The organism is Pseudomonas sp. P4_C3 (assembly GCF_056402075.1).
Window position 1 is genome coordinate 1 of record NZ_JBFUIC010000011.1, and the last position, 24,624, is coordinate 24,624.

25 protein-coding genes and 2 pseudogenes are annotated in these 24,624 nt (G+C 58.9%); 18 read left to right on the top strand and 9 right to left on the bottom strand.

Annotated features, from left to right (window positions below; translation table 11 throughout):
- From AC1DVH_RS04200 to AC1DVH_RS04210, 3 genes and pseudogenes are all read right to left on the bottom strand, one after another.
- Positions 1-704, bottom strand: a 704-nt coding sequence (locus AC1DVH_RS04200; protein ID WP_477752754.1) for a nitroreductase family protein, incomplete at its 3' end; no start/stop codon positions are given.
- On the bottom strand, positions 701-1,558 hold the full coding sequence (locus tag AC1DVH_RS04205) for an McbB family protein (RefSeq protein ID WP_477752755.1): 858 nt from the start codon (positions 1,556-1,558) through the stop codon (positions 701-703). The genes AC1DVH_RS04200 and AC1DVH_RS04205, both read right to left, overlap by 4 nt.
- 732 nt (positions 1,559-2,290) lie before the next feature.
- A pseudogene (locus AC1DVH_RS04210) lies at positions 2,291-2,464 on the bottom strand (AraC family transcriptional regulator); the annotation flags it as partial.
- A gap of 250 nt (positions 2,465-2,714) precedes the next feature.
- Here AC1DVH_RS04210 and AC1DVH_RS04215 point away from each other — a divergent pair.
- Positions 2,715-2,933 carry a DUF4287 domain-containing protein gene (locus AC1DVH_RS04215; protein ID WP_223463933.1) on the top strand — a complete coding sequence of 73 codons (219 nt, stop codon included), beginning with the start codon at positions 2,715-2,717 and terminating at the stop codon, positions 2,931-2,933.
- Between the two features lie 96 nt (positions 2,934-3,029).
- Positions 3,030-3,701: a class I SAM-dependent methyltransferase gene (locus tag AC1DVH_RS04220; RefSeq protein WP_477752756.1), complete on the top strand. Its 672-nt coding sequence runs from the start codon at positions 3,030-3,032 to the stop codon at positions 3,699-3,701.
- 224 nt (positions 3,702-3,925) lie between these two features.
- Here the strand turns inward: AC1DVH_RS04220 and metE are convergent, their stop codons facing one another.
- Complete coding sequence (metE, locus tag AC1DVH_RS04225) at positions 3,926-6,214, bottom strand: 5-methyltetrahydropteroyltriglutamate--homocysteine S-methyltransferase (protein ID WP_477752757.1); 2,289 nt, start codon at positions 6,212-6,214, stop codon at positions 3,926-3,928.
- 114 nt (positions 6,215-6,328) lie between these two features.
- Between metE and AC1DVH_RS04230 the strand changes: the two are divergent.
- The 6 genes and pseudogenes from AC1DVH_RS04230 to AC1DVH_RS04255 all read left to right on the top strand — a co-directional run.
- Positions 6,329-6,471: pseudogene (locus AC1DVH_RS04230) on the top strand (hemin-degrading factor); the annotation flags it as partial.
- 166 nt (positions 6,472-6,637) lie between these two features.
- A complete protein-coding gene (locus tag AC1DVH_RS04235; protein ID WP_477752798.1) occupies positions 6,638-7,621 on the top strand; it encodes a FecCD family ABC transporter permease in 984 nt (327 codons plus the stop codon).
- Positions 7,621-8,388, top strand: a complete 768-nt coding sequence (locus AC1DVH_RS04240) for a heme ABC transporter ATP-binding protein (RefSeq protein ID WP_477752758.1) — start codon at positions 7,621-7,623, stop codon at positions 8,386-8,388. Before AC1DVH_RS04235 ends, AC1DVH_RS04240 begins: the two co-directional genes overlap by 1 nt.
- 53 nt (positions 8,389-8,441) lie before the next feature.
- Complete coding sequence (locus AC1DVH_RS04245; RefSeq protein ID WP_477752759.1) at positions 8,442-9,326, top strand: ChaN family lipoprotein; 885 nt, start codon at positions 8,442-8,444, stop codon at positions 9,324-9,326.
- Positions 9,327-9,506: 180 nt separating this feature from the next.
- A complete protein-coding gene (locus AC1DVH_RS04250; protein ID WP_477752760.1) occupies positions 9,507-10,112 on the top strand; it encodes an SCO family protein in 606 nt (201 codons plus the stop codon).
- A gap of 1 nt (position 10,113) precedes the next feature.
- On the top strand, positions 10,114-10,623 hold the full coding sequence (locus AC1DVH_RS04255) for a copper chaperone PCu(A)C (protein WP_477752761.1): 510 nt from the start codon (positions 10,114-10,116) through the stop codon (positions 10,621-10,623).
- A 243-nt stretch (positions 10,624-10,866) separates the two neighbouring features.
- On the opposite strand, the gene AC1DVH_RS04260 is transcribed toward AC1DVH_RS04255, so the two are convergent.
- Together AC1DVH_RS04260 and AC1DVH_RS04265 are read right to left on the bottom strand one after the other, a co-directional pair.
- Positions 10,867-11,283, bottom strand: a complete 417-nt coding sequence (locus tag AC1DVH_RS04260; protein ID WP_007991821.1) for an organic hydroperoxide resistance protein — start codon at positions 11,281-11,283, stop codon at positions 10,867-10,869.
- A gap of 124 nt (positions 11,284-11,407) precedes the next feature.
- The gene (locus AC1DVH_RS04265; RefSeq protein ID WP_477752762.1) at positions 11,408-11,737 is read right to left on the bottom strand and encodes a hypothetical protein; all 330 of its coding nucleotides are present in this window, start codon (positions 11,735-11,737) and stop codon (positions 11,408-11,410) included.
- 182 nt (positions 11,738-11,919) lie between these two features.
- Between AC1DVH_RS04265 and potE the strand changes: the two genes are divergently transcribed.
- The 8 genes from potE to AC1DVH_RS04305 all read left to right on the top strand — a co-directional run bounded on the left by potE (position 11,920) and on the right by AC1DVH_RS04305 (position 21,123).
- A complete protein-coding gene (potE, locus tag AC1DVH_RS04270; RefSeq protein ID WP_477752763.1) occupies positions 11,920-13,329 on the top strand; it encodes a putrescine-ornithine antiporter in 1,410 nt (469 codons plus the stop codon).
- Complete coding sequence (locus AC1DVH_RS04275; protein ID WP_477752764.1) at positions 13,326-15,611, top strand: Orn/Lys/Arg family decarboxylase; 2,286 nt, start codon at positions 13,326-13,328, stop codon at positions 15,609-15,611. The genes potE and AC1DVH_RS04275 overlap by 4 nt, the downstream gene beginning before the upstream one ends.
- A gap of 196 nt (positions 15,612-15,807) precedes the next feature.
- On the top strand, positions 15,808-16,209 hold the full coding sequence (locus AC1DVH_RS04280; protein WP_477752765.1) for a hypothetical protein: 402 nt from the start codon (positions 15,808-15,810) through the stop codon (positions 16,207-16,209).
- Positions 16,209-16,748 carry an HD domain-containing protein gene (locus AC1DVH_RS04285; protein WP_477752766.1) on the top strand — a complete coding sequence of 180 codons (540 nt, stop codon included), beginning with the start codon at positions 16,209-16,211 and terminating at the stop codon, positions 16,746-16,748. The genes AC1DVH_RS04280 and AC1DVH_RS04285 overlap by 1 nt, the downstream gene beginning before the upstream one ends.
- A 204-nt stretch (positions 16,749-16,952) precedes the next feature.
- Positions 16,953-17,231 (top strand): DUF3303 domain-containing protein, encoded by a 279-nt coding sequence (locus AC1DVH_RS04290; protein ID WP_116263655.1) that lies wholly within the window; start codon positions 16,953-16,955, stop codon positions 17,229-17,231.
- Between the two features lie 216 nt (positions 17,232-17,447).
- A complete protein-coding gene (locus tag AC1DVH_RS04295; RefSeq protein ID WP_477752767.1) occupies positions 17,448-19,061 on the top strand; it encodes an arylsulfatase in 1,614 nt (537 codons plus the stop codon).
- Between the two features lie 68 nt (positions 19,062-19,129).
- Positions 19,130-20,398: an OmpP1/FadL family transporter gene (locus AC1DVH_RS04300; protein WP_477752768.1), complete on the top strand. Its 1,269-nt coding sequence runs from the start codon at positions 19,130-19,132 to the stop codon at positions 20,396-20,398.
- A gap of 50 nt (positions 20,399-20,448) precedes the next feature.
- Complete coding sequence (locus AC1DVH_RS04305) at positions 20,449-21,123, top strand: DUF3313 domain-containing protein (RefSeq protein ID WP_477752769.1); 675 nt, start codon at positions 20,449-20,451, stop codon at positions 21,121-21,123.
- A 102-nt stretch (positions 21,124-21,225) separates the two neighbouring features.
- Here AC1DVH_RS04305 and AC1DVH_RS04310 read toward each other — a convergent pair whose 3' ends face one another.
- Positions 21,226-21,951: a tellurite resistance TerB family protein gene (locus AC1DVH_RS04310; RefSeq protein ID WP_477752770.1), complete on the bottom strand. Its 726-nt coding sequence runs from the start codon at positions 21,949-21,951 to the stop codon at positions 21,226-21,228.
- Between the two features lie 259 nt (positions 21,952-22,210).
- On the opposite strand from AC1DVH_RS04310, the gene pcsA reads away from it, so the two are divergent.
- Positions 22,211-22,933, top strand: coding sequence for a phosphatidylcholine synthase (pcsA, locus tag AC1DVH_RS04315; RefSeq protein WP_477752771.1), 723 nt, complete (start codon positions 22,211-22,213; stop codon positions 22,931-22,933).
- A 2-nt stretch (positions 22,934-22,935) separates the two neighbouring features.
- Positions 22,936-23,322: a DUF488 domain-containing protein gene (locus AC1DVH_RS04320; RefSeq protein WP_477752772.1), complete on the top strand. Its 387-nt coding sequence runs from the start codon at positions 22,936-22,938 to the stop codon at positions 23,320-23,322.
- Positions 23,323-23,455: 133 nt separating this feature from the next.
- Here AC1DVH_RS04320 and AC1DVH_RS04325 read toward each other — a convergent pair whose 3' ends face one another.
- A complete protein-coding gene (locus tag AC1DVH_RS04325) occupies positions 23,456-24,268 on the bottom strand; it encodes a class I SAM-dependent methyltransferase (RefSeq protein WP_477752773.1) in 813 nt (270 codons plus the stop codon).
- 44 nt (positions 24,269-24,312) lie between these two features.
- On the bottom strand, positions 24,313-24,582 hold the full coding sequence (locus tag AC1DVH_RS04330; protein WP_477752774.1) for a DUF4242 domain-containing protein: 270 nt from the start codon (positions 24,580-24,582) through the stop codon (positions 24,313-24,315).
- Positions 24,583-24,624 lie beyond the last annotated feature (42 nt).

The following is a 24,624-nucleotide window of genomic DNA, read 5'->3' on the forward strand; positions in this document are numbered from 1 at the left end:
GCGGACCACAACCTGCATCGCAACCCAAGCTTTTTAGCTTGCAATTCGATGAGCATATAACTTGATCCGACCTCCATTAGCGCAAGTCTGTACCCTCGATACCTGTATTTGAACAGCGTTTTAGGTATGTAGACGGCATAAACTATTGCTATACGCGGTGTACCAATATTTCCTGGAGCAGACAAAATTGCATTTTTAAGGTCATGGATATTTTGTGTATCCTGCATTACTTCAAACCCTCTCGACTGCGGTAGTAAATGCAATATTTTTTCAGGACAGGGCCAACTTTTCTCATCTTCCATGAGAGAACAAACAAACACTTCAACTGGATATAGCGCACCGCCGCTTGGGTATCCACGCTTATAACTATCCTCTCTTAATGAAAGCATAGGGGAGATTAGTTTTTCGACCTTGGAAAAATCTATATTTGCGCTAGAAAAAGCTTCACAAGATTCATTACGACAAACAATCGAATCCCTATTTAATTGAGAGCGAACTGGAAGAACCAAATTAAGATCTGGGTAAAGCCTAAGTTCATTCCCGGTCAATTTGGCAAGCTGCTCATCGCCGACATTGTGGAGACGAGTAGCATGTTTGAACGCGTCGTGAATCGTATAATTTCCCTTTGCATGAAAATCCAGAGTCTCTGCATGAACAGTTGAACTCATAAACTTTAGATAGTAGTCATGGGGTATATATTTCATCCCTGCATCCTCAGGCAGTCGCACATATGCCAGTGAGAAACCGGGACATCTCTCACAAAATTACCATTAAAATCAATGTAAGAGTCTTGAAGTATATTATCTTGATAGCGACATTCGCCATCAAGACTCGCTAGCAACTTTATTTTATTAATAATCGCACCAACAACCAAAGATCGCTGCAGAATATTTAGCGGACTGGTAGGAACTGCTATATGCTTGCTTTTGCAAAACTGCAGGAGCTTTGACCAAGTACTCCTGCTACTGTGATACTCTTCATAGTTTATCAGCCTGTCTATGCTACAAAAATGACATGGATTTCCGACTTTCGGCAAATATGGTTGACTAATGCAGTAAGAATTACCCGTACGATAACAAACACTGATCGCGCTGTCCGGCGCCACACTTACAAGATCGAAGTATATTTTCTTTATAAAATCATAATCATAGTTCATGCAAGCGACAACTATGTAATACTTCTTACCCAAAACAACATCCTTGAGCGATTCTGAGATATTTCTTACTTCCAGCGGAGTATCAATTTCACTTCTCAACAACTCTTCAAAGTCGCTATTTTCACTCCAATCATGGGCCACGATCGTTTTTTCAAAATACACGCCACCAACGTTTTCCCTGATGGAGAGTGTTTTTTCTAAAAACTCATAAGCGGCCTCTGGATTCAAACCATGCTCCGACAAAATTTCATTGAACTCATCCTTTGAAATATTTTTATAGCTCTTTAATTTAGTCAGGGCCGCCAGCAATGGTGGCGAGCTTATCTTCGATACCCCTCTTTTTGAAACCACCAAATTACCAGCAGGAAAATTAAGAATTTCATAACTTTGTATATTGATCATTACGCAGATCCTTTGCATGGCTTTTCTGGCCAAGACCAGAAAAGCCATGTTCGATGAGTTATCAGTCGTTGTCGGAGGATACTTGGGTAGTTACAGCATTCCCGCCGCTACCACCGCTACCGCCACTTCCACCTTTACAACCTCCCCCACCCCCACATCCACCACTACCTCCACATCCACCTTGACTACCGGAGCCTCCAGCCATATGTGGACATGAGCCGTATTCAAACTCATCGCCAAAATAAAGAACGTCTCCAAAATTTTCGCTATTCATCAGTGATTACTCGCAGTTAGAGGAAGCGCCACCAGAATTAGTGACACCTCTATATTTAGTAATTTTCAGAACTTGGCGCAAGAGGTCATTTTTTTTGATGTAGGAACTTTCACTCAATATTTCAGGAAGATTCGCGCAAGATATCCGGTTCGCTTTTCGTTTACTTCAAGTTTAAAAAATCGCATCACATTCACAGATATCCATAAGCATTTAAAAACCCACATCAAAATTGACTCCAAACTGAAACAGCCCGAATAGCACCGCACTCAGACTTTTGTAGGACGGAGTAAGAAATTTCTTATTTTTTAAAGGTTCTTTTTTTGAACTGGGCTTTTGAATTCAAATAAAGACGACGGACGGTAATCTTGATAGTCGGATGGCATTCGGTGGTGAGGCTGTAGATGGCGACGAAGGTACCCACTACGTTGTTGGCGGTGATGTTTGAGGGAGTGTGCTGCTCAGTTCGTGCAACTGGGAAAAAACGCGCCCGCCCACAGAGTTTCAAACGAGGCATTGATGTAGCACTTACGGTATTCGTCAGGAGAAACACCGAAGCGGACCTTGAACGCTGTAGAGAAATAGCTGGAATCGTTGAAGCCCCAGGCATGACCCTGTGCACACAGTTTACCCTCGCCCTGATCGATCTCATGTTGAGTGCGGAACAACTGAGCCTGGGCCACGTCGACAAAACTCATATTCAGTTCACCGCTGCGGTACTCATCGATAGAGCCCGCAAACCTGCGCTCAAGAACAAGAACGGATGCCACGCCATGCTCAAGTCCCCCTTGCTTCGTCTCTCGGACGATAGACTCGTTGACGGCAAATAAGTAACGTAACCGGCGCTGCTTTCGAACCTGGAAAATCGAAAAGGGAGTTTGCATCGTGACCGAAGAGACAAAAACCAAAGGACCGGCTTCGTACTTCCCGTCAATCGAAAAAAAGTACGGTCAGCCGATCACCCATTGGCTGGATCTGCTTAAAACCGTCAGCGACAAGAAACACATGGAGATGGTGACCTGGCTCAAAGCCGAACACGGCATGGGTCATGGCCACGCCAACGCGTTGGTTGCCTATCATTTGGCAGCCACCAAAAGCGCCTAGCCACGCGCAGTCGGTGGAGCCGGGTAAAAACCGGCTCCACCGTTAACCTTCGGTTGCCCTATCCTTTCATCCAAGCCATCACGCCGGACATCGACCATGTCAGCCCCCGAATCCATCCTCCTCGACAGCTGGCACCACAACGCCCAGGCCTGGATCGACGCCATCCGCAGCGGCACCATCGAAAGCCGCCTCAAGGTCACCGACCAGGCCATTCTGCTGGCGGTGCTGGGTCGTCAGCCCGAGCGTGTACTCGACCTGGGTTGCGGCGAAGGCTGGTTGTTGCGCGCGCTGGCTGAACGGGCCATTGACGCGGTGGGTGTGGATGGCGACGTGACGCTGGTGGAGGCGGCGCAAGCGGCGGGTTCGTCGAAGGTGCATGTGGCGAGTTATGAAGCGTTGGCCGAAGCGAAAGTCGACATCGGCCGCGACTACGACCTGATCTGCGCCAATTTTGCCCTGCTGCATCAGGACATCATCCCTCTGCTCGCCGCCATGAACGTCCTGCTCGCTCCTGGCGGTGCACTGGTGATCCAGACGTTGCATCCATGGGCAGCTGCGGCGGGCGACTATCAGGATGGCTGGCGGGAAGAGACCTTCGCCGGGTTCAAGGGGCAGTGGCAGCCCATGCCGTGGTATTTCCGCACCCTGTCCAGCTGGCTCAATGCGCTGGACATGGCGGGTTTTGCGCTAGCCGGCTTGCAGGAGCCGCAGCACCCGCAAAGCCCTGTGCCGCAGTCGTTGCTGTTGGTGGCCGAGCCGCGGCGGTGATTGGCTTTCAATGCCTGCATACAGGTGCTGACTGTCATGCAATTCCTGTAGAAGCGGCGGCTGTACGCAAAATCTGCGAACCACCCAAATCACTGTGGGAGCGACGGTGCGGCGATCCGACTTGCTCGCGATAGCGGTCTGGTAGTCACTTCGTCGGTGGCTGTCACGCCGCCATCGCGAGCAAGCTCGCTCCCACAGGTTTCAGTGCCACCCCCACTAAAGCGTCAGGCCCACTCTTTACGCAGCTGGCGCGCCGCATTGACCATGTGCACCAGCGCCGCTTCGGTTTCCGGCCAGCCGCGGGTCTTCAGGCCGCAGTCCGGGTTGACCCACAGGCGGTCGGCGGGAATACGCTTGGCGGCCTTGCGCAGCAGGTTGGCCATTTCCGCGGAGTCCGGCACCCGTGGCGAGTGGATGTCATACACGCCCGGGCCGATTTCGTTGGGGTAAGCGAAGGCTTCGAACGCATCCAGCAGTTCCATGTCCGAGCGCGAGGTTTCGATGGTGATCACGTCGGCATCCATGGCGGCGATGGACTCGATCACATCATTGAATTCGCTGTAGCACATGTGGGTGTGGATCTGGGTTTCGTCACGCACGCCGCAGGCGCACAGGCGGAACACTTCGGTCGCCCAGTCCAGGTAGTGCTGCCACTGCGCCCGGCGCAACGGCAAGCCTTCGCGGAACGCGGCTTCGTCGATCTGCACGATCTTGATCCCGGCGGCTTCCAGGTCCACCACTTCGTCGCGAATCGCCAGGGCCAGTTGGCGGGCCTGCACTTCGCGGCTCACGTCTTCGCGCGGGAACGACCACATCAGCATGGTCACAGGACCGGTCAGCATGCCCTTCATCACTTTGTCGGTGAGGCCTTGGGCGTAGCGGATCCACTCCACGGTCATGGCGTTCGGACGGCTCAGGTCGCCGAAGATCACCGCCGGTTTCACACAGCGCGAACCGTAGCTCTGGACCCAACCGAAACGGGTGAACACGTAGCCGTCGAGTTGCTCGGCGAAGTACTCGACCATGTCGTTACGCTCGGCTTCACCGTGCACCAGCACGTCCAGGCCCAGGTGTTCCTGCACTTGCACGGCGTGACGGATCTCGCTGTGCATCGCTTCGGTGTATTCGGCTTCGGTCAGTTTGCCTTGCTTGAACGACTGGCGAGCCAGACGGATCGACGCGGTTTGCGGGAACGAACCGATGGTGGTGGTCGGGAACAGCGGCAGGTTCAAACCGGCGCGTTGCTTCTCGATACGCTGGGCAAACAGCGAATGACGCTGGCTGTCCTTGGCGGTGATCGCGGCAACACGTGCCTGCACGGCCGGTTTGTGGATGCGCGGCGACGCAGCACGGCTGGCCTGCACGGCACGGCTTCGAGTCAGCGCTTCAAGCACCTTCGGCGCTTCAGGTTCATTCACCGCCTGAGCCAGCACCGCAACTTCTTCACACTTCTGCACGGCAAACGCCAGCCAGCTTTTCAGTTCGGCATCGAGCTTGTCTTCACGCCCCAGGTCAACCGGGCTGTGCAGCAGCGAGCAGGATGGCGCGACCCACAGGCGATCACCCAGACGCTCGTGAGCATACTGCAACGTGGCCAGGGCGTTTTCCAGGTCGCAGCGCCAGACGTTGCGGCCGTTGACCACGCCCAGCGACAGCACTTTGTAGGCCGGCAGGCGGTCGAGGATGGTCGGGAACTGCTCAGGTGCGCGCACCAGATCGATGTGCAGACCGTCCACCGGCAGGTTGGCGGCCAGGCCCAGGTTCTCTTCCAGACCGCCGAAGTAAGTGGCGACCAGCTTCTTCAGCGGGTCGCGCTGAATCAGGTTGTAGGCGCGCTCAAAGGCGTTTTTCCAGTCCTGCGGCAAATCGAGGACCAGGATCGGCTCGTCGATTTGTACCCATTCAACGCCTTGTGCCGCGAGGCGCTGGAAGATTTGACCGTACAGTGGCAGCAGACGATCCAGCAGCTCCAGCTTGTCGAATTCGGCGCCCTTGACCTTGCCCAGCCACAGGTAAGTCAACGGGCCGATGATCACCGGCTTGACGTGGTGCCCCAGTGCGCGGGCCTCTTCGACTTCTTCGAACAGCTGATCCCAGCCGAGCTGGAATTGTTGATCGGCGCTGAATTCAGGCACGAGGTAGTGATAGTTGGTGTCGAACCACTTGGTCATTTCCTGGGCATGCGCGCCGCCGCAGCAGCTGTCGCTCACACCGCGCGCCATGCCGAACAGGGTTTGCAGGCTGGCCTTGCCATCGTGCGGGCGGAAGCGCTCAGGGATCACACCGAACATCAGCGAGTGGGTCAGGACCTGGTCGTACCAGGCAAAGTCACCGACCGGCAACAGCTCGATCCCGGCCTTTTTCTGCAAGTCCCAGTGGGTCTTGCGCAGGTCGCGGCCCACGGTGCGCAGACCGGCTTCGTCGAGCTCGCCCTTCCAGAACGCCTCTTGAGCCTTTTTCAGTTCGCGGTCGCGACCAATGCGCGGAAATCCAAGGGAATGGGCCACAGCCATGTCAAATAACTCCAATGCGTTCAATGGGGCCATTGTCGACAGTGCCAGCGAGTGAGACAAACTCATTTTAATCGTGATGATCACAAGTTATTCTCATGATCGATGACAATGCACAGCCTGCGCTGGATGGACACCTGATTTAGCGTGCTCGCCCCAATGTTCAACCTGCATCAGAAACCACTGGCGTGACCGAACCGTGGCGTGTGCGTAAGCCGGGCGTCGATGGCATCATCACCCGCTACGAAGGTTTCGATGCCCACCACCCCCTCTGATCGGCTAAGGAATAGTCCCGATGCGTATCAAGACACTGCCGGCCTGTGCCACGGCGTTCTACCCGAACGCCAAAGCGCAGACCGCCGGGACCAACCCATGACGGCCATTTTTCGGCCGCGTCCGACGTTGATCTTTTTGCTGCTGTTGCTGGTGCTGGTGTTCTGGCTGTCCCTGGCCCTCGGGCCGGTCAGCCTGCCGCTGGGCGATACCTTGCTGGGCGGGATGCGCCTGCTCGGGTTGCCACTTGACGGTGGCGACACGCAGCAGGCGGAGTTGATCCTCGGTCAGATTCGCCTGCCGCGCAGCTTGCTCGGCATCGCCGTGGGTTCGGTACTGGCGTTGTCCGGCGTGGCGATGCAGGGGTTGTTCCGCAACCCCTTGGCCGATCCGGGCCTGGTCGGTGTTTCCGGTGGCGCGGCACTCGGTGCCGCGCTCGCCATCGTCGGCGGCAGCCTGCTCGGCGGCATGCCAGCGGCCATCGAACCTTATCTGCTGTCGGTCAGCGCCTTCGCCGGTGGCTTGATTGTCACGGCGGTGGTGTATCGCTTCGGCCGCCGCAACGGGCAAACCGACGTTGCCACCCTGCTCTTGGCGGGAGTGGCGATGACGGCCATGGCCGGTGCCGGCGTGGGGCTGTTCACCTACCTGGCCGATGACGCGACCTTGCGCACCTTGACGTTCTGGAACCTGGGCAGCCTCAACGGTGCCAGCTACCTGCGCTTGTGGCCGTTGCTGATCGTCACCCTGGGCGTGGCGCTGTGGTTGCCCCGTCGGGCGGCGGCGCTCAATGCCATGCTGCTGGGTGAGTCGGAGGCCCGGCACCTGGGCTTCGACATCGAGCGGATCAAGCTTGAGCTGGTGCTGTGCACGGCGCTCGGCGTCGGCGCGGCAGTCGCCGCGGCAGGCCTGATCGGTTTTATCGGCTTGGTGGTACCGCATCTGATGCGTCTGCTGGTCGGTCCTGATCACCGGGTGTTACTGCCCGCGTCGTTGCTGGCCGGCGCCAGCCTGCTGTTGCTGGCCGACCTGGCCGCACGCCTGCTGTTGGCGCCGGCGGAATTACCCATCGGCATCGTGACGGCACTGATCGGCGCTCCGTTCTTTCTTTATCTGCTGGTACGAGGGCGTTCCTGATGCTGCGGGCAAACAACTTGCTGGTACGTCGTGGCAACCGCACGGTACTGGCGAACATCGATATCGAGTTGCGCCCCGGTGAAGTGCTCGGTGTGCTGGGGCCCAATGGTGCCGGCAAAAGCACCCTGCTCACCGCTTTATGCGGCGAACTGGCGAGCAGCGAAGGCACGGTCAGCCTCGACGAGCGTCCACTCGCCGACTGGCCGGATCAGGAACGGGCCAAACGCCTGGCCGTGCTGCCGCAGAGTTCGAGCCTGAACTTTGCCTTCTCGGTCAATCAAGTCGTGGGCATGGGTCGCTTGCCTCACGCCAGCGGCCGTGTGCGCGATGGCGAAATCGTCGCCGAGGCGCTTTCAGCTGCCGATGCGCTTCATCTGGCCGGACGCAGTTACCTGGCCCTGTCCGGCGGTGAACGCCAGCGCGTGCATCTGGCGCGGGTGCTCGCTCAACTGTGGCCGGGTGCCGAAGGGCAAACCCTGCTGCTCGATGAACCGACGTCGATGCTCGATCCGCTGCACCAGCACACCATTTTGCAAGCCGTGCGTGATTTCGCCGAGCGCGGGGCGGCGGTGCTGGTGATTCTGCACGACCTCAACCTGGCCGCACGTTACTGCGATCAACTACTGTTGTTGCAACAGGGCCTGCCCCACGCCTACGGTCCACCGGCCGAGGTGCTGACCGCCGAAGCGCTGGCGGCGGTCTATGGGTTGGAGGTGCTGATCCACCAGCATCCGGAACGCGGCCATCCGTTGATCATCGCGCGCTGATACCGCCCCCCTCCTCTGTCATCGAGGGGGCACCTGTCCAATAAGGAAAACCGATGCGCTTTGTATTGCTCTGTGCATTCAGCCTGTTGGCTGCCTGCCAAACCCATCAAGTTACACCACTGCCGGCGTCGATCGCCCCGCAAGGGCGTGATCACACTGACTTCGGGGTCATCCGTGAACTCGCCACGGGCCGCACGCTGACGCCGCAAGAACTGGTCCAACGCCTGGCCGCTGCCCCACGTGTTTTGGCCGGAGAGCAGCACGACAACCCGGACCACCACGCCCTGCAACTGTGGTTGCTGCGCGAACTGGCGGCACAACGCGCCCAGGGCAGTCTGCTGATGGAAATGCTCAATCCCGATCAACAGGCCAGGGTCGATGCCGCCCAAGCCGCGACCCGCGCCGGACAGCCACCGGCCGATGCGTTCACGGCGCTGGCCTGGCAGGCCAATTGGGACTGGAGTGTTTATGGCGCACTGGTCACCTACGCGCTGCGACAACCGTATCCGCTGCTGGCGGCGAACCTGGACCGCGCGCAGATCATGCAGATCTACAAACAGCGCCCGGTACTCACGGGGCAAGCGTCCACCACCCAACAGGTGCAGGCGACCTTGCTGGACGACATCCGCGAATCCCATTGTGGTCTGTTGCCCGAAGCACAGATGCCGGCGATGCTCGCGGTGCAGCAACAGCGTGACCGGCACATGGCGGAGCGCCTGATGGCCGCGCCTCTGCCGGCGTTGCTGCTGGCCGGTGCCTTCCACGTGCGCAAGGACCTGGGGGTGCCATTGCACTTGAAAGACCTCGGTGCCGGTGAAGGGAATGCGGTGCTGATCCTGGCCGAAGCGGGCAAGACCGTGACTGCCGAGAGTGCGGATTACGTGTGGTACACCGCCGCACAACCGGAAGAGGATCATTGCGCGCAGCTGCGTCGTTAATCCCCCCTACAAAATCATCAAGCCCCGTTCCGGCGCGACACTATGTCACGCCTCTGTGTCGGTCCAATGGTCGTATCCGCCCCTCCGGCACCGACACAGTTTGTTAACATCCCCACGATTTTTTCGTCTGTACAGTCATCACGCTGTCATTTCAGCCTGTTCAACAGGATGCTTTTTTTCATGAGTACTGTGTATACCCGCCGAACGGTCCTGCAAGGCATGGGCCTGTTGAGCCTGGGCCTGCTCGCCGGTTGCGACGACAGCAGCAAGCTGTCGTTCAAGTACGGCAAAGACCTCAGCGACAAGATCATGGGGCGCAACTTCAAGCTCAAGAACGCTCAGGGCGAAACCCGGATGCTGGGCAGCTATCGCGGCCTGATGCCGATGGTGTTCTTCGGTTTCACCCAGTGCCCGGCCGTGTGCCCGACCACCCTGGCCCGCGCGGCCCAGGCCAAAAAGCTGATGGGTCGCGATGGCGAAAGGCTGCAGGTGATCTTCATCACCCTGGACCCTGAGCGCGACACGCCAGAGATGATCGATAAATACGTAAAAGCCTTCGACCCGAGTTTTGAAGCGCTGTACGGCACCCTGGAAGAAACCGCTGCCACCGCCAAGGAATTTGGCGTGTTTTTTGAAAAAGTCCCGAGCGGCGATACCTATACCCTCTCCCATACCGCGACCAGCTATGTCTTCGACTCCCGGGGCACTCTGCGCCTGGGACTGTCCACGTCCCTGACGGCCCAAGAGTGCGCAGAAGACCTGCTCACCGTGATGGAGGTTTGCTGAAATGAATGCCCCGCAGGCTAAAAACCGTTTCGCACAACGCTGCAAGCAACTGGCGCTGGGCTTGTCCCTGGTCGGCCTGGCCTTTCAGGCGTCGGCACAAACCGAGGTCGAAGACGCCTGGGTCCGCGCCACCGTGGCCGGCCAGCCGTCGAGCGGTGCCTTCATGACCGTCACCGCGAGCAGCGACAGCAAACTGCTGAGCGTGCAAACGCCGGTTGCCGGGCTTGTGCAGATCCATGAAATGAGCATGAAAGACGACGTGATGAAAATGCAGCAGGTGGGCGCCGTCGCACTGCCCGCCGGTAAAGCGGTGAGCTTCGATCCCCACGGCTACCACATCATGCTCATGAACCTGACGGGCCAGATCAAGGAAGGCGACAAGGTGCCGCTGACCCTGACCGTGGAAGACGCCAGGGGTGAGAAAGCGTCGATTCAGGTTGAAGCCGTTGCCAAGGCGATTGGCACTATGGATCACAGCTCGATGATGCATGATCACAGCAAGATGAATTGATTGCTCCGTCAGTTAAAACACAGAACCTGTGGGAGCGAGCTTGCTCGCGATGAGGCCAGCACATTCGACATCGATGTCGCCTGACACTTCGCCATCGTCGGATCGCCGCCCGGAGCAAGCTCGCTCCCACAGGTTTGATCTTCAGTGAATGTGAGTCCCGCGGTCGGCCACAATATTTGTGGGGCGAGCCTTTCAGGTCTTGGCGATAACCCATGTCATTCGCCAAGACCTTTTCACATCAACTCAAACCAGCTTGAGTACGACGTTGATGTTGTTGCGCGTGGCTTTCGAGTACGGGCAGTACTGGTGCCCGGTGTCGACGATTTTCTGCGCGGTTTCGCGATCCAGCCCTGGCAGGCTGACATTGAGCCGCGCCTGGAGCAGGTAGCCGCCTTCATTGGTGCCCAGGTCGACTTCGGCATCGACGGCCACATCCTTGGGCAACGCTACTTTCATTTCCCTGGCCGCAACCTGCATGGCGCCGATAAAACAGGCTGACCATCCGGCAGAGAACAGTTGCTCAGGGTTAGTACCGCCACCGCCCGCACCTGGCGACGACAGCTTCACATCGAGGATTCCGTCGGAGCTGCGGGAGGCGCCGTCACGCCCGCCGGTGGTGTGGGTTTTGGCGGTGTACAACACTTTATCGATCTGGTTCATGGTGACCTCCTGATTAAGTTGTAAAAAACCGGCTTTAACACCCCATCGGATCGCTGGGATGGTCAATCAATATAGACGTCACACGCCCACACCGTGGTCGATCCGACCAGCGCCCGTTTCTTGTTTATTTACGTGCCAACTTGTACCTGACGCAGTCCTCATAAAAGCTCTGCCGTACAGCAGTCGGTTTGAATCGCGACGGACTGTCATAAGTTTGCTCTGTAATGCCAAGTGCCATCATGCGCATCCAGGTTTTGGCGAACTTGTAGACCTGGATTTTCTGGCGCGCAGCATACAAAGAAACGCCTGCAAGCTTGAGTTCCTGTGCCCTTGCAGCGGTGCCCGCACCCCAACTGCACATGTACTGATCATTGCTGGCCAGCTCTTTGGCTTGAGCCGAATTGGCTACACCCGCAACTACCAGCGGGATTAACGCGATCCATATCTTGCGCATCTTGACCTATTTAACTGGCTGAAAATGAACTAATTTTGCTGAGGATTTTTAAACTTGGGGGCCAGCATCGTGCCTTTTCTGCAAATTAAAGCGAAAACGAGATGGGCAATGTCATTTCTTGCGAGTTTTCAATCCTTTGCTATAGCTAAGACTCTCAATCGCCAACTAAGTGAGGCAACGGAATGTCAGTCGCAAAGAAAATGAGTGTGGGGCAACTGACAATGTTGACTGCCGTCAACATGTTGGGCTCCGGCATTGTGCTTCTACCGACGAAACTCGCGGAAGTCGGTGCAATTTCGATCCTCTCCTGGCTGGTGACGGCCACCGGTTCCCTCGCTCTGGCCTACGCGTTTGCGCGATGCGGGATGCTCAGCCGCAAGACCGGCGGCATGGGCGGTTATGCCGAATACACGTTCGGTAAAGCGGGTAACTACATCACCAACTACACCTACGGTCTGTCGCTGTTGATTGCCAACGTGGCGATCAGTATTACTGCGGTTGGTTATATCCAGGTGTTGTTCGGGATAAAACTCGATTCGCTGCAAGTAGGTCTGGCGACTATTGCTCTGTTGTGGATCACCACCTTCGCCAACTTTGGCGGCGCCAGCATTACCGGCCGGATCGGTGCGATCACGGTCTGGGGTGTAATTGCCCCGGTGGTGCTGGTATCCACGGTGGGCTGGTTCTGGTTCGACAGCAGCGTCTACGCCGCAGGCTGGAACCCTCACGACAAAGGCTGGTTCGAAGCGGCAGGCGCCTCGGTGGCGATCACCCTGTGGGCCTTCCTCGGCCTGGAATCGGCTTGCGCCAACACCGACGCGGTGGAAAACCCTGAGCGCAACGTACCGATTGCCGTGCTGGGCGGCACCCTGGGTGCGGCGGTGATCTACATCGTCTCCACCAACGTCATCTTCGGTATCGTCGGCAACGAAGAACTGGTCGCGTCCACCGCACCGTTCGGCCTGGTGTTTGCCAAGATGTTCACCCCAATGGTCGGCGACATCGTGATGGCGGCCATGGTACTCGCCTGCATCGGCTCGCTGCTGGGTTGGCAGTTCACCATCGCCCAGGTGTACAAAAGCTCGGCGGACACCGGTTACTTCCTGTCGATCTTCGCCAAGGCCAACAAAGCGGGAACGCCGATTGTCGGCATGCTGGTACTGCTCGCCGCACAGACCGCGCTGGCCCTGCTCACCATCAGCCCTGACCTGAGCAAGCAGTTCGACACCCTGGTCAATCTCGCGGTGGTGACCAACCTGGTGCCTTACATCCTGTCCATGGCCGCGCTGATGACCATGCAGAAAGTCTCCAACGTGCCGGAAGGCAAGGCACTGGTGACCAACGTCATTGCCCTGATCGCGGCGGCCTACAGCTACCTGGCACTGTACAGCTCCGGTGAGCAGGCCCTGATGCTGGGCGGCGTGGCCACGATCTTCGGTTACACCCTGTTCGGCTTCGTCAACAACCGCCTGATCCGCCTCGAAGCTCTCAACAACAGCGTACCGACGCAAACCGTCAGCGCGCAGCACCTCACTGCCGAGCCAGTGCCGGTGAATAATCTGAATACAGCCACTATGGAGGTTCAAGCATGACGGAATATAAACACTCGCTGGGCATGCTGGCGCTACTGGTCAGCAGTCCGCCGGACAAGCGAACGGTGTTCGGCCGCGCCCTGGACCAACTGGTCCACGACGTAGAGGGACGTGGCGTCAGTGTTCTGGCCTCGGAAAGCCTCACCGATGCCGCCTCGATCCTGCGCTCTGACCCGGCTATTCAATGCGTGCTCATCCGATGGGAAATGGACACCAGCGAAGGCCACGCCGACTGCACCAAATTGCTGGTCAAGCTGCGTGAGCGCAACACCCGGGTGCCGGTGTTCCTGATCAGCGACCGTACCACCGCGTCGACCATTCCGTTATTGGTCATGCAACACGCCGACGACTTCATCTGGCTGCCCGAGGACACCTCCCGTTTCCTCAGCGGGCGCATCCTGGCGGCCATCGAACGCTATCGCCAGGCTGCCCTGCCGCCGATGTTCGGCGCGCTGGTGAAGTTTGCCCGCAACTATGAATACTCGTGGCACACCCCAGGGCATGCCGGTGGCACGGCATTCCTGAAGAGCACCGCAGGCCGGGCCTTCTACGAGTTCTTCGGCGAAAACCTGCTGCGTTCCGACCTGTCGATCTCGGTCGGCGAACTCGGTTCGCTACTCGATCACAGCGGCCCCATCGGCCAGGGCGAACGTTATGCCGCCAAGGTTTTCGGCGCGCACCGCACGTATTACGTGACCAACGGTTCGTCGATGTCCAACCGCGTCATCCTCATGGCCAGCGTCACGCGCAACCAGATCGCCCTGTGCGACCGCAATTGCCACAAGTCCGCCGAGCATGCGATGACTCTGTCCGGGGCGATTCCGACCTACCTGGTGCCGACCCGCAACCGCTACGGCATCATCGGCCCGATCCTGCCGCAGACCCTGAGCGCCGAAGGCGTGAAAGCCGCCATCGCCAACAACCCGCTGGTCAAGGCAGGCATCGACCCGACGCCGGTGCACGCCATTGTCACCAACTCCACCTACGACGGCCTGACCTACAACGTCACCCGCGTCGAAGAGCTGCTGGGCGAAAGTGTCGACCGTCTGCACTTCGACGAAGCCTGGTACGGTTATGCGCGCTTCAACCCGCTGTACAGCGGGCGCCATGCCATGCACGGCAACCCGGCCGATCACGACAAGTCCAAGCCGACCGTGTTCGCCACCCAGTCGACCCACAAATTGCTGGCCGCCCTGTCCCAGGCCTCGATGATCCACGTACGTGACGGGCGTAACCCGATCGAACATGCGCGCTTCAACGAGTCGTACATGATGCACGCCTCGACCTCGCCGAACTACGCGATCATGGCGTCCTGTGACGTCAGCTCGGCAATGATGGAAGCGCCGAGCGGGCAGATCCTCACCAGCGAATCGATTGAAGAAGCGATCAGCTTCCGCCAGGTTCTCTCGCGCATGCACAACGAGATGCTGAGCAAGGATGACTGGTTCTTCACCTGTTGGCAGCCACCGACCGTACAGGTTGGCGCAGCGACCGTGCCGTTCCATGAGGTCGACCCGGCTACGCTTAAAACCGACCCGAACTGCTGGGTCCTGCACCCGAACGCGGTATGGCACGGTTTCGGTGACATCGAAGACGGCTACTGCATGCTCGACCCGATCAAGGTTTCGGTACTTGCCCCGGGCATGGGTGACGACGGCAACCTGCTCACCAATGGCATCCCCGCCTGCGTAGTCACCGCTTACCTGGGTCGTCAGGGTATCGTGGTCGAGAAAACCACCGACTTCACCATCCTGTTCCTGTTCTCCATCGGTATCACCAAAGGCAAATGGGGCACGCTGCTCAATGCCCTGCTCGACTTCAAACGCGATTACGACGACAACGCCGAGCTCGAGCTGTGCCTGCCCGACCTGTACAACGCCAACCAGCACCGCTATGCCGGCATGGGCCTGAAGGATCTGGCCGACGAAATCTTCGCCGCCATGAAGAAACACAAGACCACCGCCAACATGTCCCAGGCCTTCGGCACCCTGCCAAAAGCCGAGTTCAGCCCGGTGGAGGCCTACGAAAAACTGGTGCGCAACGACATCGAACTGGTCACCCTCAACGAAGCCGCCGGGCGTCTTGCCGCGACCGGTATCGTGCCGTATCCACCAGGCATCCCGCTGCTCATGCCAGGCGAGAACGCGGGTCCGGCGGACGGTCCATTGCTGGCGTATCTCAAGGCACTGGAAGCCTTCGACAAATCCTTCCCCGGCTTCACCCATGACACCCACGGGATCGAAGTCGAAGACGGCGTTTATCGGATGCTTGTCTTGAAGTGAGGTAAGCGAGACTCACCGTAAAACCTGTGGGAGCGAGCTTGCTCCGGGCGGCGTTCCGACGATTGCGGACTGACATTCAGCAATGATGTCGGCTGATACTCCGCCATCGCGAGCAAGCTCGCTCCTACATTGCTTTGCATCGCCCCCACAAATCCCTATGGGCAAATTCGATCACAGCGCTCTATGATTGATCCCCATGACCACCACCGCTGCGATCCGCTCACCCTGCCCACCTGGCGCCTGCGACTGCGGGCGTGACCCGTTGCTGGAAACACCGGGGGCGGACCTGCGCATTCTGTTTCTGACCCGCAACGAAGAAAAACGCCTGATCGAACGCCTGGAAAACCTGCAGAGTCTGAGCGATCTTGAGCACGTGCAACGGCGCATGTTCGAACAGTTGGGTCTGCGCGTGGACATCGCCCCCGGCTTCAACGAAGTGCGCACCATGCGCGGCATCGGCATCCGCGTTGGCGAACTGCCGGGGCTGTGCCGCAAGACCCGCGCCAACATCCCCGCCGCTATTCGCCGTGCCATGGAAAAGCGCCCGGAGATTGCCTACGAACTGCTCAATGCCAACGACCTGTTGCGTGACGCCTGATGAAACCTCTTCTCGAATTCCCCCTCACCGACAAGATTCTCACCACGTACGCCCTGGCCATCGGTGCCGACCTGCAGGGCTACCGCAACCACATTTACCGGGTGCTGAATTTCCATGTTGCCCTCAGCGGTGCCGAAGGTTTGCCCTCGGACGCCGTACAGATCGCAGCGGCATTTCATGACCTGGGTATCTGGACCGATGACACCCTCGACTACCTGCCGCCATCCATTGCCCTGGCCACTGAGTACCTCGACAGCCAGCAACGAGCGGAACTGAAGGATGAAGTCAGTGCGTTGATACTTGAGCATCACAAGCTGCGCCGGTATCGCGGCGCTTGTGCCAACAGTGTCGAACCCTTCCGCCAGGCCGATCTGGTGGATGTGTCCCTGGGCCTGGTGCGTTTCGGCTTGCCCCGAAGCTTCATCAAAACCGTGCAGGCGACCTTTCCCGATCACGGTTTTCACTCGATGCTGATGAAGCTTTCAGCCCGGCAATTCATCCGCTCGCCGCTGCGCCCGCTGCCCATGTTTCGCTGGTGAAACAGGCGTCTGTTACCCCCTCGAAAATGCACCGGAACAGGATCAGCGGTCGTACATGAATCGCGAGGCGCTGCTATGCCTTCCATGGGAGATTTTGCCGCAAGCCAGCCAGGACGGAACTGGAAATCCAAGCGTGGCCACGGCCCCGGCGCCAGCCAGGTACGCGCATAAAGACCGGTGCCAATCCGTAACAGGAGGTGGCCGATGTTATTCATCGTCAGTTGGACAATCAGCCCGGACAACCGTGATGCCGCAATCGCACGTTTTCTCAAGACCGGTGGCGCGCCGCCTGCAGGCGTCACCATGCACGGACGCTGGCATGCTGTAGGGAGCTCGGCCGGCTTCGGCATTGCCGAGGCGAGTGATTTGGTGCCGATTCAAAAATGGGTGCTGGAGTGGAACGACCTGATGAGCATGGACGTGCACGCCGCATTGACCGATGAGCAAATCGCACCCTTGCTGGCCGCCACTGCCGCCCGGTAATGACGATCGAGGCGGCGAGTACCGCTCGCCGCCCCGATTTCGCCGGTGTCTTTAACGGGACACTCTTTCGGCGCAATGCGCCTGAATCAATGCTTTCTGACTATCCATTACTGGATATTTCGCAATTCAAACCTACGCTCTTCCCGGGGGTTACGAATTTCAACGACGGTTGGGGGCTCGTCTCGATTTACTCACGCAAGTACGCAGGAGCTCGACATGAATCGGACAACCTTAACCTCGATGTTAGCGGTCCCCCTGTTGCTGTCTGCAATGGCGTTTCCCAGCCTGACCCTGGCCGCCGACAAAGCCCCCAACATCCTGGTGATCATGGGCGACGATATCGGCTGGTCGAATATCGGCGTCTACAACCAGGGCATGATGGCCGGCCGAACGCCCAACCTTGATCAGCTAGCGAACGAAGGCATGCGTTTCACCGACTATTACGCCGAAGCCAGTTGCACCGCCGGCCGCGCCAATTTCATCACCGGCGAACTGCCGATTCGTACGGGCATGACCACTGTCGGCCAGGCCGGCTCGCCCGTGGGTATTCCCGCCGAAGCCGTCACCATCGCGACCGCACTCAAGGCCATGGGTTATGCCACTGGCCAGTTCGGCAAGAACCACTTGGGTGACCTCAACCAGTTCCTGCCCACCGTCCACGGTTTCGATGAATTCTTCGGCTACCTCTATCACCTCGACGCCATGGAAGACCCGGCGCACCCCAATTATCCGAAGGAACTGCTGGACAGCGTCGGCCCACGCAACATGGTCCACAGTTGGGCCTCCACCACCGATGACACGACCGTGATGCCGCGCTGGGGCAAGGTGGGCAAGCAGAAAATCGAAGACGCCGGTACGCTCTATCCGGAGCGGATGAAAACCGTCGACGAGGAGATTCGCGACAAGGCCTTCTCTTTCATCGACAAGGCCAAACAGGACAACAAACCGTTCTTCGTCTGGCTCAACCCGACCCGCATGCACATCGTCACGCACCTGTCCGACAAGTACGAAGCCATGCGCAACTCGCAGAATGGCTGGTCGGAACAGGAAGCCGGCATGGCGCAGCTCGATGACATCGTTGGCGACGTCCTGGCGAAGCTGAAAAAAGACGGTATGGACGACAACACCATCGTAATTTTCACCACCGACAATGGTGCGGAAAACTTCACCTGGCCCGATGGCGGCACGACGCCGTTCGCCATGGGCAAAGGCACGGTCATGGAAGGTGGCTTCCGGGTGCCGGCGATCATCCGCTGGCCGGGCAAGGTGCCGGCCAACCAGATCGGCAACGGCATCATGTCCGGCATGGACTGGTTCCCGACCCTGGTCGCGGCGGCGGGCAACCCGAACATCACGGCGGAACTGCTCAAAGGCAAACAATTGGGCGACACCACCTACAAAGTTCACCTGGACGGCTATGATCAAACTCCAATGATCACCGGAAAAGGTCCGTCGAACCGGCATGAAGTCTTCTACTTCGGAGAAAGCTCCTTGGGTGCAGTGCGCATAGACGACTACAAATATCGCTTCATTGACCAACCGGGTGGCTGGTTGGGGGCTAAAGTTGATGTGGACGTGCCGAACCTGACCAATCTTCGACTCGACCCGTTCGAGCGCATGGGCTGGCCGGAAAATCAGGCCGCGCAGGGTTCACAACAATACTTCGACTGGTTCAAGTTCCAATTCTGGCGTTTCGTGTTCGTCCAGCAGCAGGTGGCCAAACTGGCTGAAACAGCGATCGAGTTCCCGCCGATGCAAAAAGGCGCGAGTTTCAACCTCGACTCGGTTAAAGCCAAGATCGCCAAGGCTCGAGCAGAGATGGCTAAGTAACAGCCGAATCCACGGGTGGCTGGTGCAGTCCACCCGTATTCGAAATGGACAATTGCTGAGGGATTTCAATGCCGACAAAAACCGCTACCCTGCCCGCTTCTGCGCTACTTGCCCTGTGCTGCCAGCAAGCCTGGGCCGGTGGCATCATGCTCTATGAAATCGGCACCGATAACGCCGGCCTGGCCAACGCCGGTGCCGCCGCCCGTGCCCAAGGCCCCTCGACCATAGCCAGTAACCCCGCGGGCATGAGCTACCTGCCGGGCACGCAAATCACCGCCGGCTTGCAGGTTCTGTATGGCGACCTGAGCTTCGACCGCGACTCCGGCACCAACGTCCCGGGCAGCGGCAGTGGCAATGCCCTCGATCCGATTCCCGGTGGCAGCTTCTTCATCAGCCATGAACTGGACGAGCACTGGAGCGTCGGTTTCGGCCAGTACGGTGACTTCGGGTTGGCGGTCAACTACGACAACGATTGGTCCGGCCGTTACTTCGCACAGAACTCCAGCCTGCTCGGCCTGTCGCTGGTACCGAGCGTGGCTTATCGCTTCAACGAGCAGTGGTCGGTCGGCCTGGGCATCAAGGCCATGTACGGCATGTTGAAGGCAGACACCGCTATCGACCGTTCCCCTTTCGGCTTCACTGACCGCTCGGACGGCCAGTACAAATACAAGGACAACGACTGGGGTTATGGCGCCAACGTCGGGGTGATCTACGCCCCGCAACCCGGCACACGCATCGGCCTGACCTACACCAGCCAGGTCGACCTGGACTTCGAGGACCGGCTCGATGTGAAGGGCGACGGACGTCTGCTCGAGCGCGTCAACAACACCAACACCGAACTCGATATGAAGGTACCGCAAACCGTCACCCTGAGTCTGTTCCAGCAACTGGACCGGCAATGGGCGTTGTTGGCCTCGGCCAACTGGCAGGACTGGTCCAAGTTCGGCGACATCGCCGTAGAGGTCGACACCACGGCCCTTGGTGCGCAATCGACAACGGTCGACGCCGGCTTCAAGGACACCTGGCACCTTTCCCTTGGCGCGCAATACCAGGCCACCGAGCAGTGGTTGTGGAACTTCGGCGTGGCCTACGACAGCAGTGCCGTCTCGGACAGCAACCGTAGCGTGGTCGTGCCGATGAGCGAATCCTGGCGCATTGCCACAGGAGCCACCTATGCTCTGAACAAAGACACTGATGTCAACGTCAGCTGGGCCATGGTCTGGATCGGCGACATGCCGGTTGACCAGGCCAAATCCGTATCGGGCAATCAAATTTCCGGTGAATTCGACAATGCCTGGATTCAAGCCTTGACCGGGAATATGACCTGGCGATTCTGATGTTTTGTAAACGAAAGAACGACGATTTCATCCAAGGAGTAAACACCACTATGAATCTGTCCCGAAAACTGCTTGTCGGCGCCGCGCTGGCCAGTCTGTTGCTAGGCGGTTGCACCTCGAAAGTGACTGAGAAGGAGCAATACTCTGGCTTCCTGTCCAACTACAACAACCTGCAGGAAGTCCAAACGCCGAGCGGCGGCACCGCGATGCGCTGGGTCAGCCCTTCGTGGAACCCGAATGCTTATGACACCGTGGTGTTCAACAAGCTGGAGCTGTACCCGGCGCCCAAGCCCAACGAACGGGTCAACCAGCAAACGCTCTCCGACATCCAGAACTACATGACCAGCAAGGCCAAGGCCACCCTGGGTCAGAAATACCGCGTAGTGTCCAACACCTCGTCCGTACCGGCCGGTTCCAGGCCCCTGATCATGCGTGCGGCAATTACCGGGGTGACCGCCGAGAACGAAGGCATGAAGTGGTATGAAGTGGTCCCGGTCGCAGCCGTTGTCGGCGCGACTCAGGCCGCCACCGGTCACCGCGACCAGGACACCACCCTGTTCATCGAAGCCGAGTTCGTCGACGCGAAGAGCAACCAGACCGTGGCCAAAGTGGTGCGCAAAGTGTTTGGCACCGCCCTGGAAAACGAAAGCCAGAAGATTACCGCCAAGGACTTCAAGGCGGCGATCGACAAACTGGGCACCGACTTCCAGGCGTTCCTGAAGTAACACACTCTTGTGGCGAGGGAGCTTGCTCCCTCGCCACCTGGAGTTCCTTCCTGACTCTTGCGGTCACTCCTACATCCCCACGTTTCTGCTGCCGTAGGCAACTTAGACCGCGCCGCCCTTGGCTTGCTGCTCCAGATGCAATTGCAACTGCGGCTCGATCTGCAACGCCGCGGCCAGTTCATCCAGATAGTTGCGCTCGGCGTCCTGCTGGTCGTCCACCAGCATCACGCTGGCCAGATACATCTCCGAGGCCATTCCAGGATCGGTCGCCGACTGCGCCACGTCATTGGGGTCCAGTGGCTTGGCGACTTCATCGTCCAGCCATTGCTGCAATTGAGGATCGTCAGTGTGACGGCCGATCTCGGTGCTGATCATCTGCTTCTCGACGTCGTCGATCCGGCCATCGGCCTTGGCCGCCGCAATCAATGCCCGCAGGATCGCATGGCTGTGCTCCTCGGCTTCCGGGCCGGCGAGCAAGTCCACCGTGCGCGGAGCTTCTTGCGGGGCCGACGCCTGACTGCGCTGCCAGGCCTGGTACGCCTGGAACGCCATCATGCCGAGGGACGCCAGCGCCGCATAATTTGTGCCACCACCGGAGCGGCTTTGTGGCGCGCCACCCATCGGCGAACCGCCGCCGAGCAAACCACCGAGCAAACCGCCCAACCCTGCGCCACCGCCGCCAGCACCGCCGCCACCGCCCAACAACCCGCCGAGCAATCCACCCAGGTCGCCGAGCCCGCCTTGGGCCGCCGCGCCACTGCCACCCTGCTGCGCCATCGAGCCCTGGCCGGCGCGCAATAATTGTTCGAGCAGATCGCTGGTGTTCATGACGCTTGTCCTCTTTGGAAGGGGTTTATCCAGTCAGGCAACGATAGTCCCCGCAGGCGAATGTGCCAGCACCGTTGGGCTGACGCGCCCGTGCTACCGCAGATGGGTCCGGAGTGTTTTTTTGCGGCGCAGCTAAGATTCATAGGTGGTGAACCTTATTCCCGGATACCCGGTCGATACCTGCAACCCGACCCGGTTTGCCACCGCCCCCATACGCGGGGTGACAACTGGCTTGCTTCATTCACTGGAGAACGCCCCCGTGATTTCAACCCTACGAATCGCCAGACTCAAAGCATGGGGCGCCCATGGTTTTACCGCCACTGGCGTGGTCACCGCTTTCCTCGCCACCCTGTCCCTGCTGGATAACCAGCCGACCCATTGCCTGCTGTGGCTGGGCGTCGCCCTGATCGTCGACGGGCTGGACGGTGCACTGGCGCGCAAGGTCAATGTGCAGTCAGTGTTGCCGAGCTTCGATGGCTCGATCCTCGACCTGGTGATCGATTACCTGACGTATGTGTTTATCCCGGCACTGTTCATCTATCGCTACATCCCGTTGCCGGACTACACCTTGCTGCTGAGCGTTTCGCTGATTCTGGTGTCGTCGCTGTTCTGCTTCTGCAACGTCAACATGAAGAGCAAGGACAACTACTTCCAGGGCTTCCCCGCCGCCTGGAACGTGGTTGCCCTGTGCCTGTACATCATCGCTCCGTCGCCGTGGATCACCTTTGTTACGGTGATTGGCCTGGCGCTGCTGACCGTGACCCGGATGAAATTCCTGCATCCGTTCCGCGTGCGCCGGTTCATGCCGATCAACATTGCGGTGACGGCCATCTGGTTGCTGTGCAGTTTGTCGCTGGTGCTCAACCACCCGGTGATCAACCCGTTGGTGATGGGGCTGTGGCTGCTGATGTCGGCGTACTTCCTGGGCATCTGCTTATGGCGCACGGCGCTCGAGTGGTTTGACCAATCGCGGCTCAAGTAGCCATGGCGGTCCATATTGTTCAACTCGGATCACCCCGTCGACCCGACGAAGGTTTGCGCCTGGGTACGGTACGCCGCCCTCCCCGTGGCGTACCGAAAGCCGAATTCGCCTGTCGGGATTTTTATGATGTCTGGCAGCCGCTGCTGTCGCCCAGCGCGGAGCTGGTGGCCGAGGCCAAGGCTGCGCAAGATGCCAAGGCCTGGGAGGTGTTCAGACGCAAATTCAAGGCCGAGATGAGCCAGCCCGCTGCCAGTCAGATGCTCGACCTGCTGGCCGCGTTGTCTCATCAGACGTCCCTGGCCGTGGGGTGTTATTGCGAGGATGAAGCGCATTGTCACCGGTCGGTGTTGCGCGAGTTGCTGGAGGCGCGTGGTGCCGTAGTGATTTAGATGCCATTGACCACCACACAACCCCTGTGGGAGCGAGCTTGCTCGCGATGGCGGTGTATCAGACACAGCACTGTGACTGGAAGACCGCTATCGCGAGCAAGCTCGCTCCCACAGTTTTTTGCCGGGTTGTCAGCTACCGCCGCGTAATCACCACCTCCAGGTATTCACTCGGCACCACCAGCGACTTGTCGCCCGCCCGGTTCATCCGGTTGATCAACTCGGTCAGGTCCGACTCCAGGGCTTTGGCCCCATCCGCGGGCAGCGCGGCGAAGGCCTTGTGCACCGGCCCGTACCACTCGCGGAAGGTGTCGATGAAATGCGCCGCCGAGCGATAGCGGAAATTGAAGGTGCGACGCGTCACCTGGAGCAGAAATTCGCGCTCGTCAAAATGCTCGTGCAGCCAGGCTTCAGTACCCCAGCGCGAGGGCGGATTCGCTCCCGGCGGGGGTGGCAGGTGCTGGCCCAGGGTCTTGAACATCTGGCCGACGAAACCTTCCGGCGTCCAGTTGGCCAGGCCGATCCGGCCGCCCGGGCGGCAAACCCGCGCCAGTTCCGTGGCGGCTTTGGGCTGGTCCGGCGTGAACATCACGCCGAAGGTCGACAGCACGGCATCAAAACTGCCGTCGGCAAAGGGCAAGGCTTCGGCATCGGCGACCTGGAAGGAGACGTTCAGGCGTTCTGCCCGGGCCCGTTCTTCGCCGCGTTCGAGCAAGGCCGCGACATAGTCGGTGGACGTCACCTGGCAACCACGGCGTGCAGCCGCGAGTGTCGCGTTGCCGTTGCCGGCAGCAACATCGAGCACGCGCTCATCGCACAACAGGTCGCAGGCTTCGGCCAGTTGCTCGCCGACAATTTGCAGGGTGGTGCCGATCACGGCGTAGTCACCGCTGGCCCAGGAGGCCATCTGGCGGTTTTTCAAGGCAGTCAGGTCAATGGGTGTACTCATGGAGGCGGTCTCTGGGTTGAAACACAAATCGGGTCCGGCCGCGGTTACTCCGCCGTTGTCGGATCGATGATGTTCATGACCTGGGAAATGCGGTTGGCAGGAAAACCGCTCAGCCTGGCGTGCTCCTGGATCTGCGCCTCGCTCGGCGAGATGTACACGCAATAGAGCTTGTCACCAGTGACATAACTCTGCAGCCACTGCACCTCTGGCAACTCACGCAAGGCCCGGCAGGACTTTTGCGAAGCGGCTTTCAAATCCCTTTCCGACAGAGCTCCGGCGCCCTGGATCTCACGTTCGATGACGAACTTAGGCATGGCAACCTCTCTTTATTGTTCTGGATGGCAGGGCGGCACTCA

Excerpts from the sequence above, each read along its gene's own strand:
- AC1DVH_RS04205 (WP_477752755.1), bottom strand. The coding sequence starts at position 1,558 with ATGATCAATATACAAAGTTATGAAATTCTTAATTTTCCTGCTGGTAAT.
- AC1DVH_RS04220 (WP_477752756.1), top strand. The coding sequence starts at position 3,030 with ATGTCAGCCCCCGAATCCATCCTCCTCGACAGCTGGCACCACAACGCC.
- metE (WP_477752757.1), bottom strand. The coding sequence starts at position 6,214 with ATGGCTGTGGCCCATTCCCTTGGATTTCCGCGCATTGGTCGCGACCGC.
- AC1DVH_RS04240 (WP_477752758.1), top strand. The coding sequence starts at position 7,621 with ATGCTGCGGGCAAACAACTTGCTGGTACGTCGTGGCAACCGCACGGTA.
- AC1DVH_RS04245 (WP_477752759.1), top strand. The coding sequence starts at position 8,442 with ATGCGCTTTGTATTGCTCTGTGCATTCAGCCTGTTGGCTGCCTGCCAA.
- AC1DVH_RS04250 (WP_477752760.1), top strand. The coding sequence starts at position 9,507 with ATGAGTACTGTGTATACCCGCCGAACGGTCCTGCAAGGCATGGGCCTG.
- AC1DVH_RS04255 (WP_477752761.1), top strand. The coding sequence starts at position 10,114 with ATGAATGCCCCGCAGGCTAAAAACCGTTTCGCACAACGCTGCAAGCAA.
- AC1DVH_RS04260 (WP_007991821.1), bottom strand. The coding sequence starts at position 11,283 with ATGAACCAGATCGATAAAGTGTTGTACACCGCCAAAACCCACACCACC.
- AC1DVH_RS04265 (WP_477752762.1), bottom strand. The coding sequence starts at position 11,737 with ATGCGCAAGATATGGATCGCGTTAATCCCGCTGGTAGTTGCGGGTGTA.
- potE (WP_477752763.1), top strand. The coding sequence starts at position 11,920 with ATGTCAGTCGCAAAGAAAATGAGTGTGGGGCAACTGACAATGTTGACT.
- AC1DVH_RS04275 (WP_477752764.1), top strand. The coding sequence starts at position 13,326 with ATGACGGAATATAAACACTCGCTGGGCATGCTGGCGCTACTGGTCAGC.
- AC1DVH_RS04280 (WP_477752765.1), top strand. The coding sequence starts at position 15,808 with ATGACCACCACCGCTGCGATCCGCTCACCCTGCCCACCTGGCGCCTGC.
- AC1DVH_RS04285 (WP_477752766.1), top strand. The coding sequence starts at position 16,209 with ATGAAACCTCTTCTCGAATTCCCCCTCACCGACAAGATTCTCACCACG.
- AC1DVH_RS04290 (WP_116263655.1), top strand. The coding sequence starts at position 16,953 with ATGTTATTCATCGTCAGTTGGACAATCAGCCCGGACAACCGTGATGCC.
- AC1DVH_RS04295 (WP_477752767.1), top strand. The coding sequence starts at position 17,448 with ATGAATCGGACAACCTTAACCTCGATGTTAGCGGTCCCCCTGTTGCTG.
- AC1DVH_RS04300 (WP_477752768.1), top strand. The coding sequence starts at position 19,130 with ATGCCGACAAAAACCGCTACCCTGCCCGCTTCTGCGCTACTTGCCCTG.
- AC1DVH_RS04305 (WP_477752769.1), top strand. The coding sequence starts at position 20,449 with ATGAATCTGTCCCGAAAACTGCTTGTCGGCGCCGCGCTGGCCAGTCTG.
- AC1DVH_RS04310 (WP_477752770.1), bottom strand. The coding sequence starts at position 21,951 with ATGAACACCAGCGATCTGCTCGAACAATTATTGCGCGCCGGCCAGGGC.
- AC1DVH_RS04320 (WP_477752772.1), top strand. The coding sequence starts at position 22,936 with ATGGCGGTCCATATTGTTCAACTCGGATCACCCCGTCGACCCGACGAA.
- AC1DVH_RS04325 (WP_477752773.1), bottom strand. The coding sequence starts at position 24,268 with ATGAGTACACCCATTGACCTGACTGCCTTGAAAAACCGCCAGATGGCC.
- AC1DVH_RS04330 (WP_477752774.1), bottom strand. The coding sequence starts at position 24,582 with ATGCCTAAGTTCGTCATCGAACGTGAGATCCAGGGCGCCGGAGCTCTG.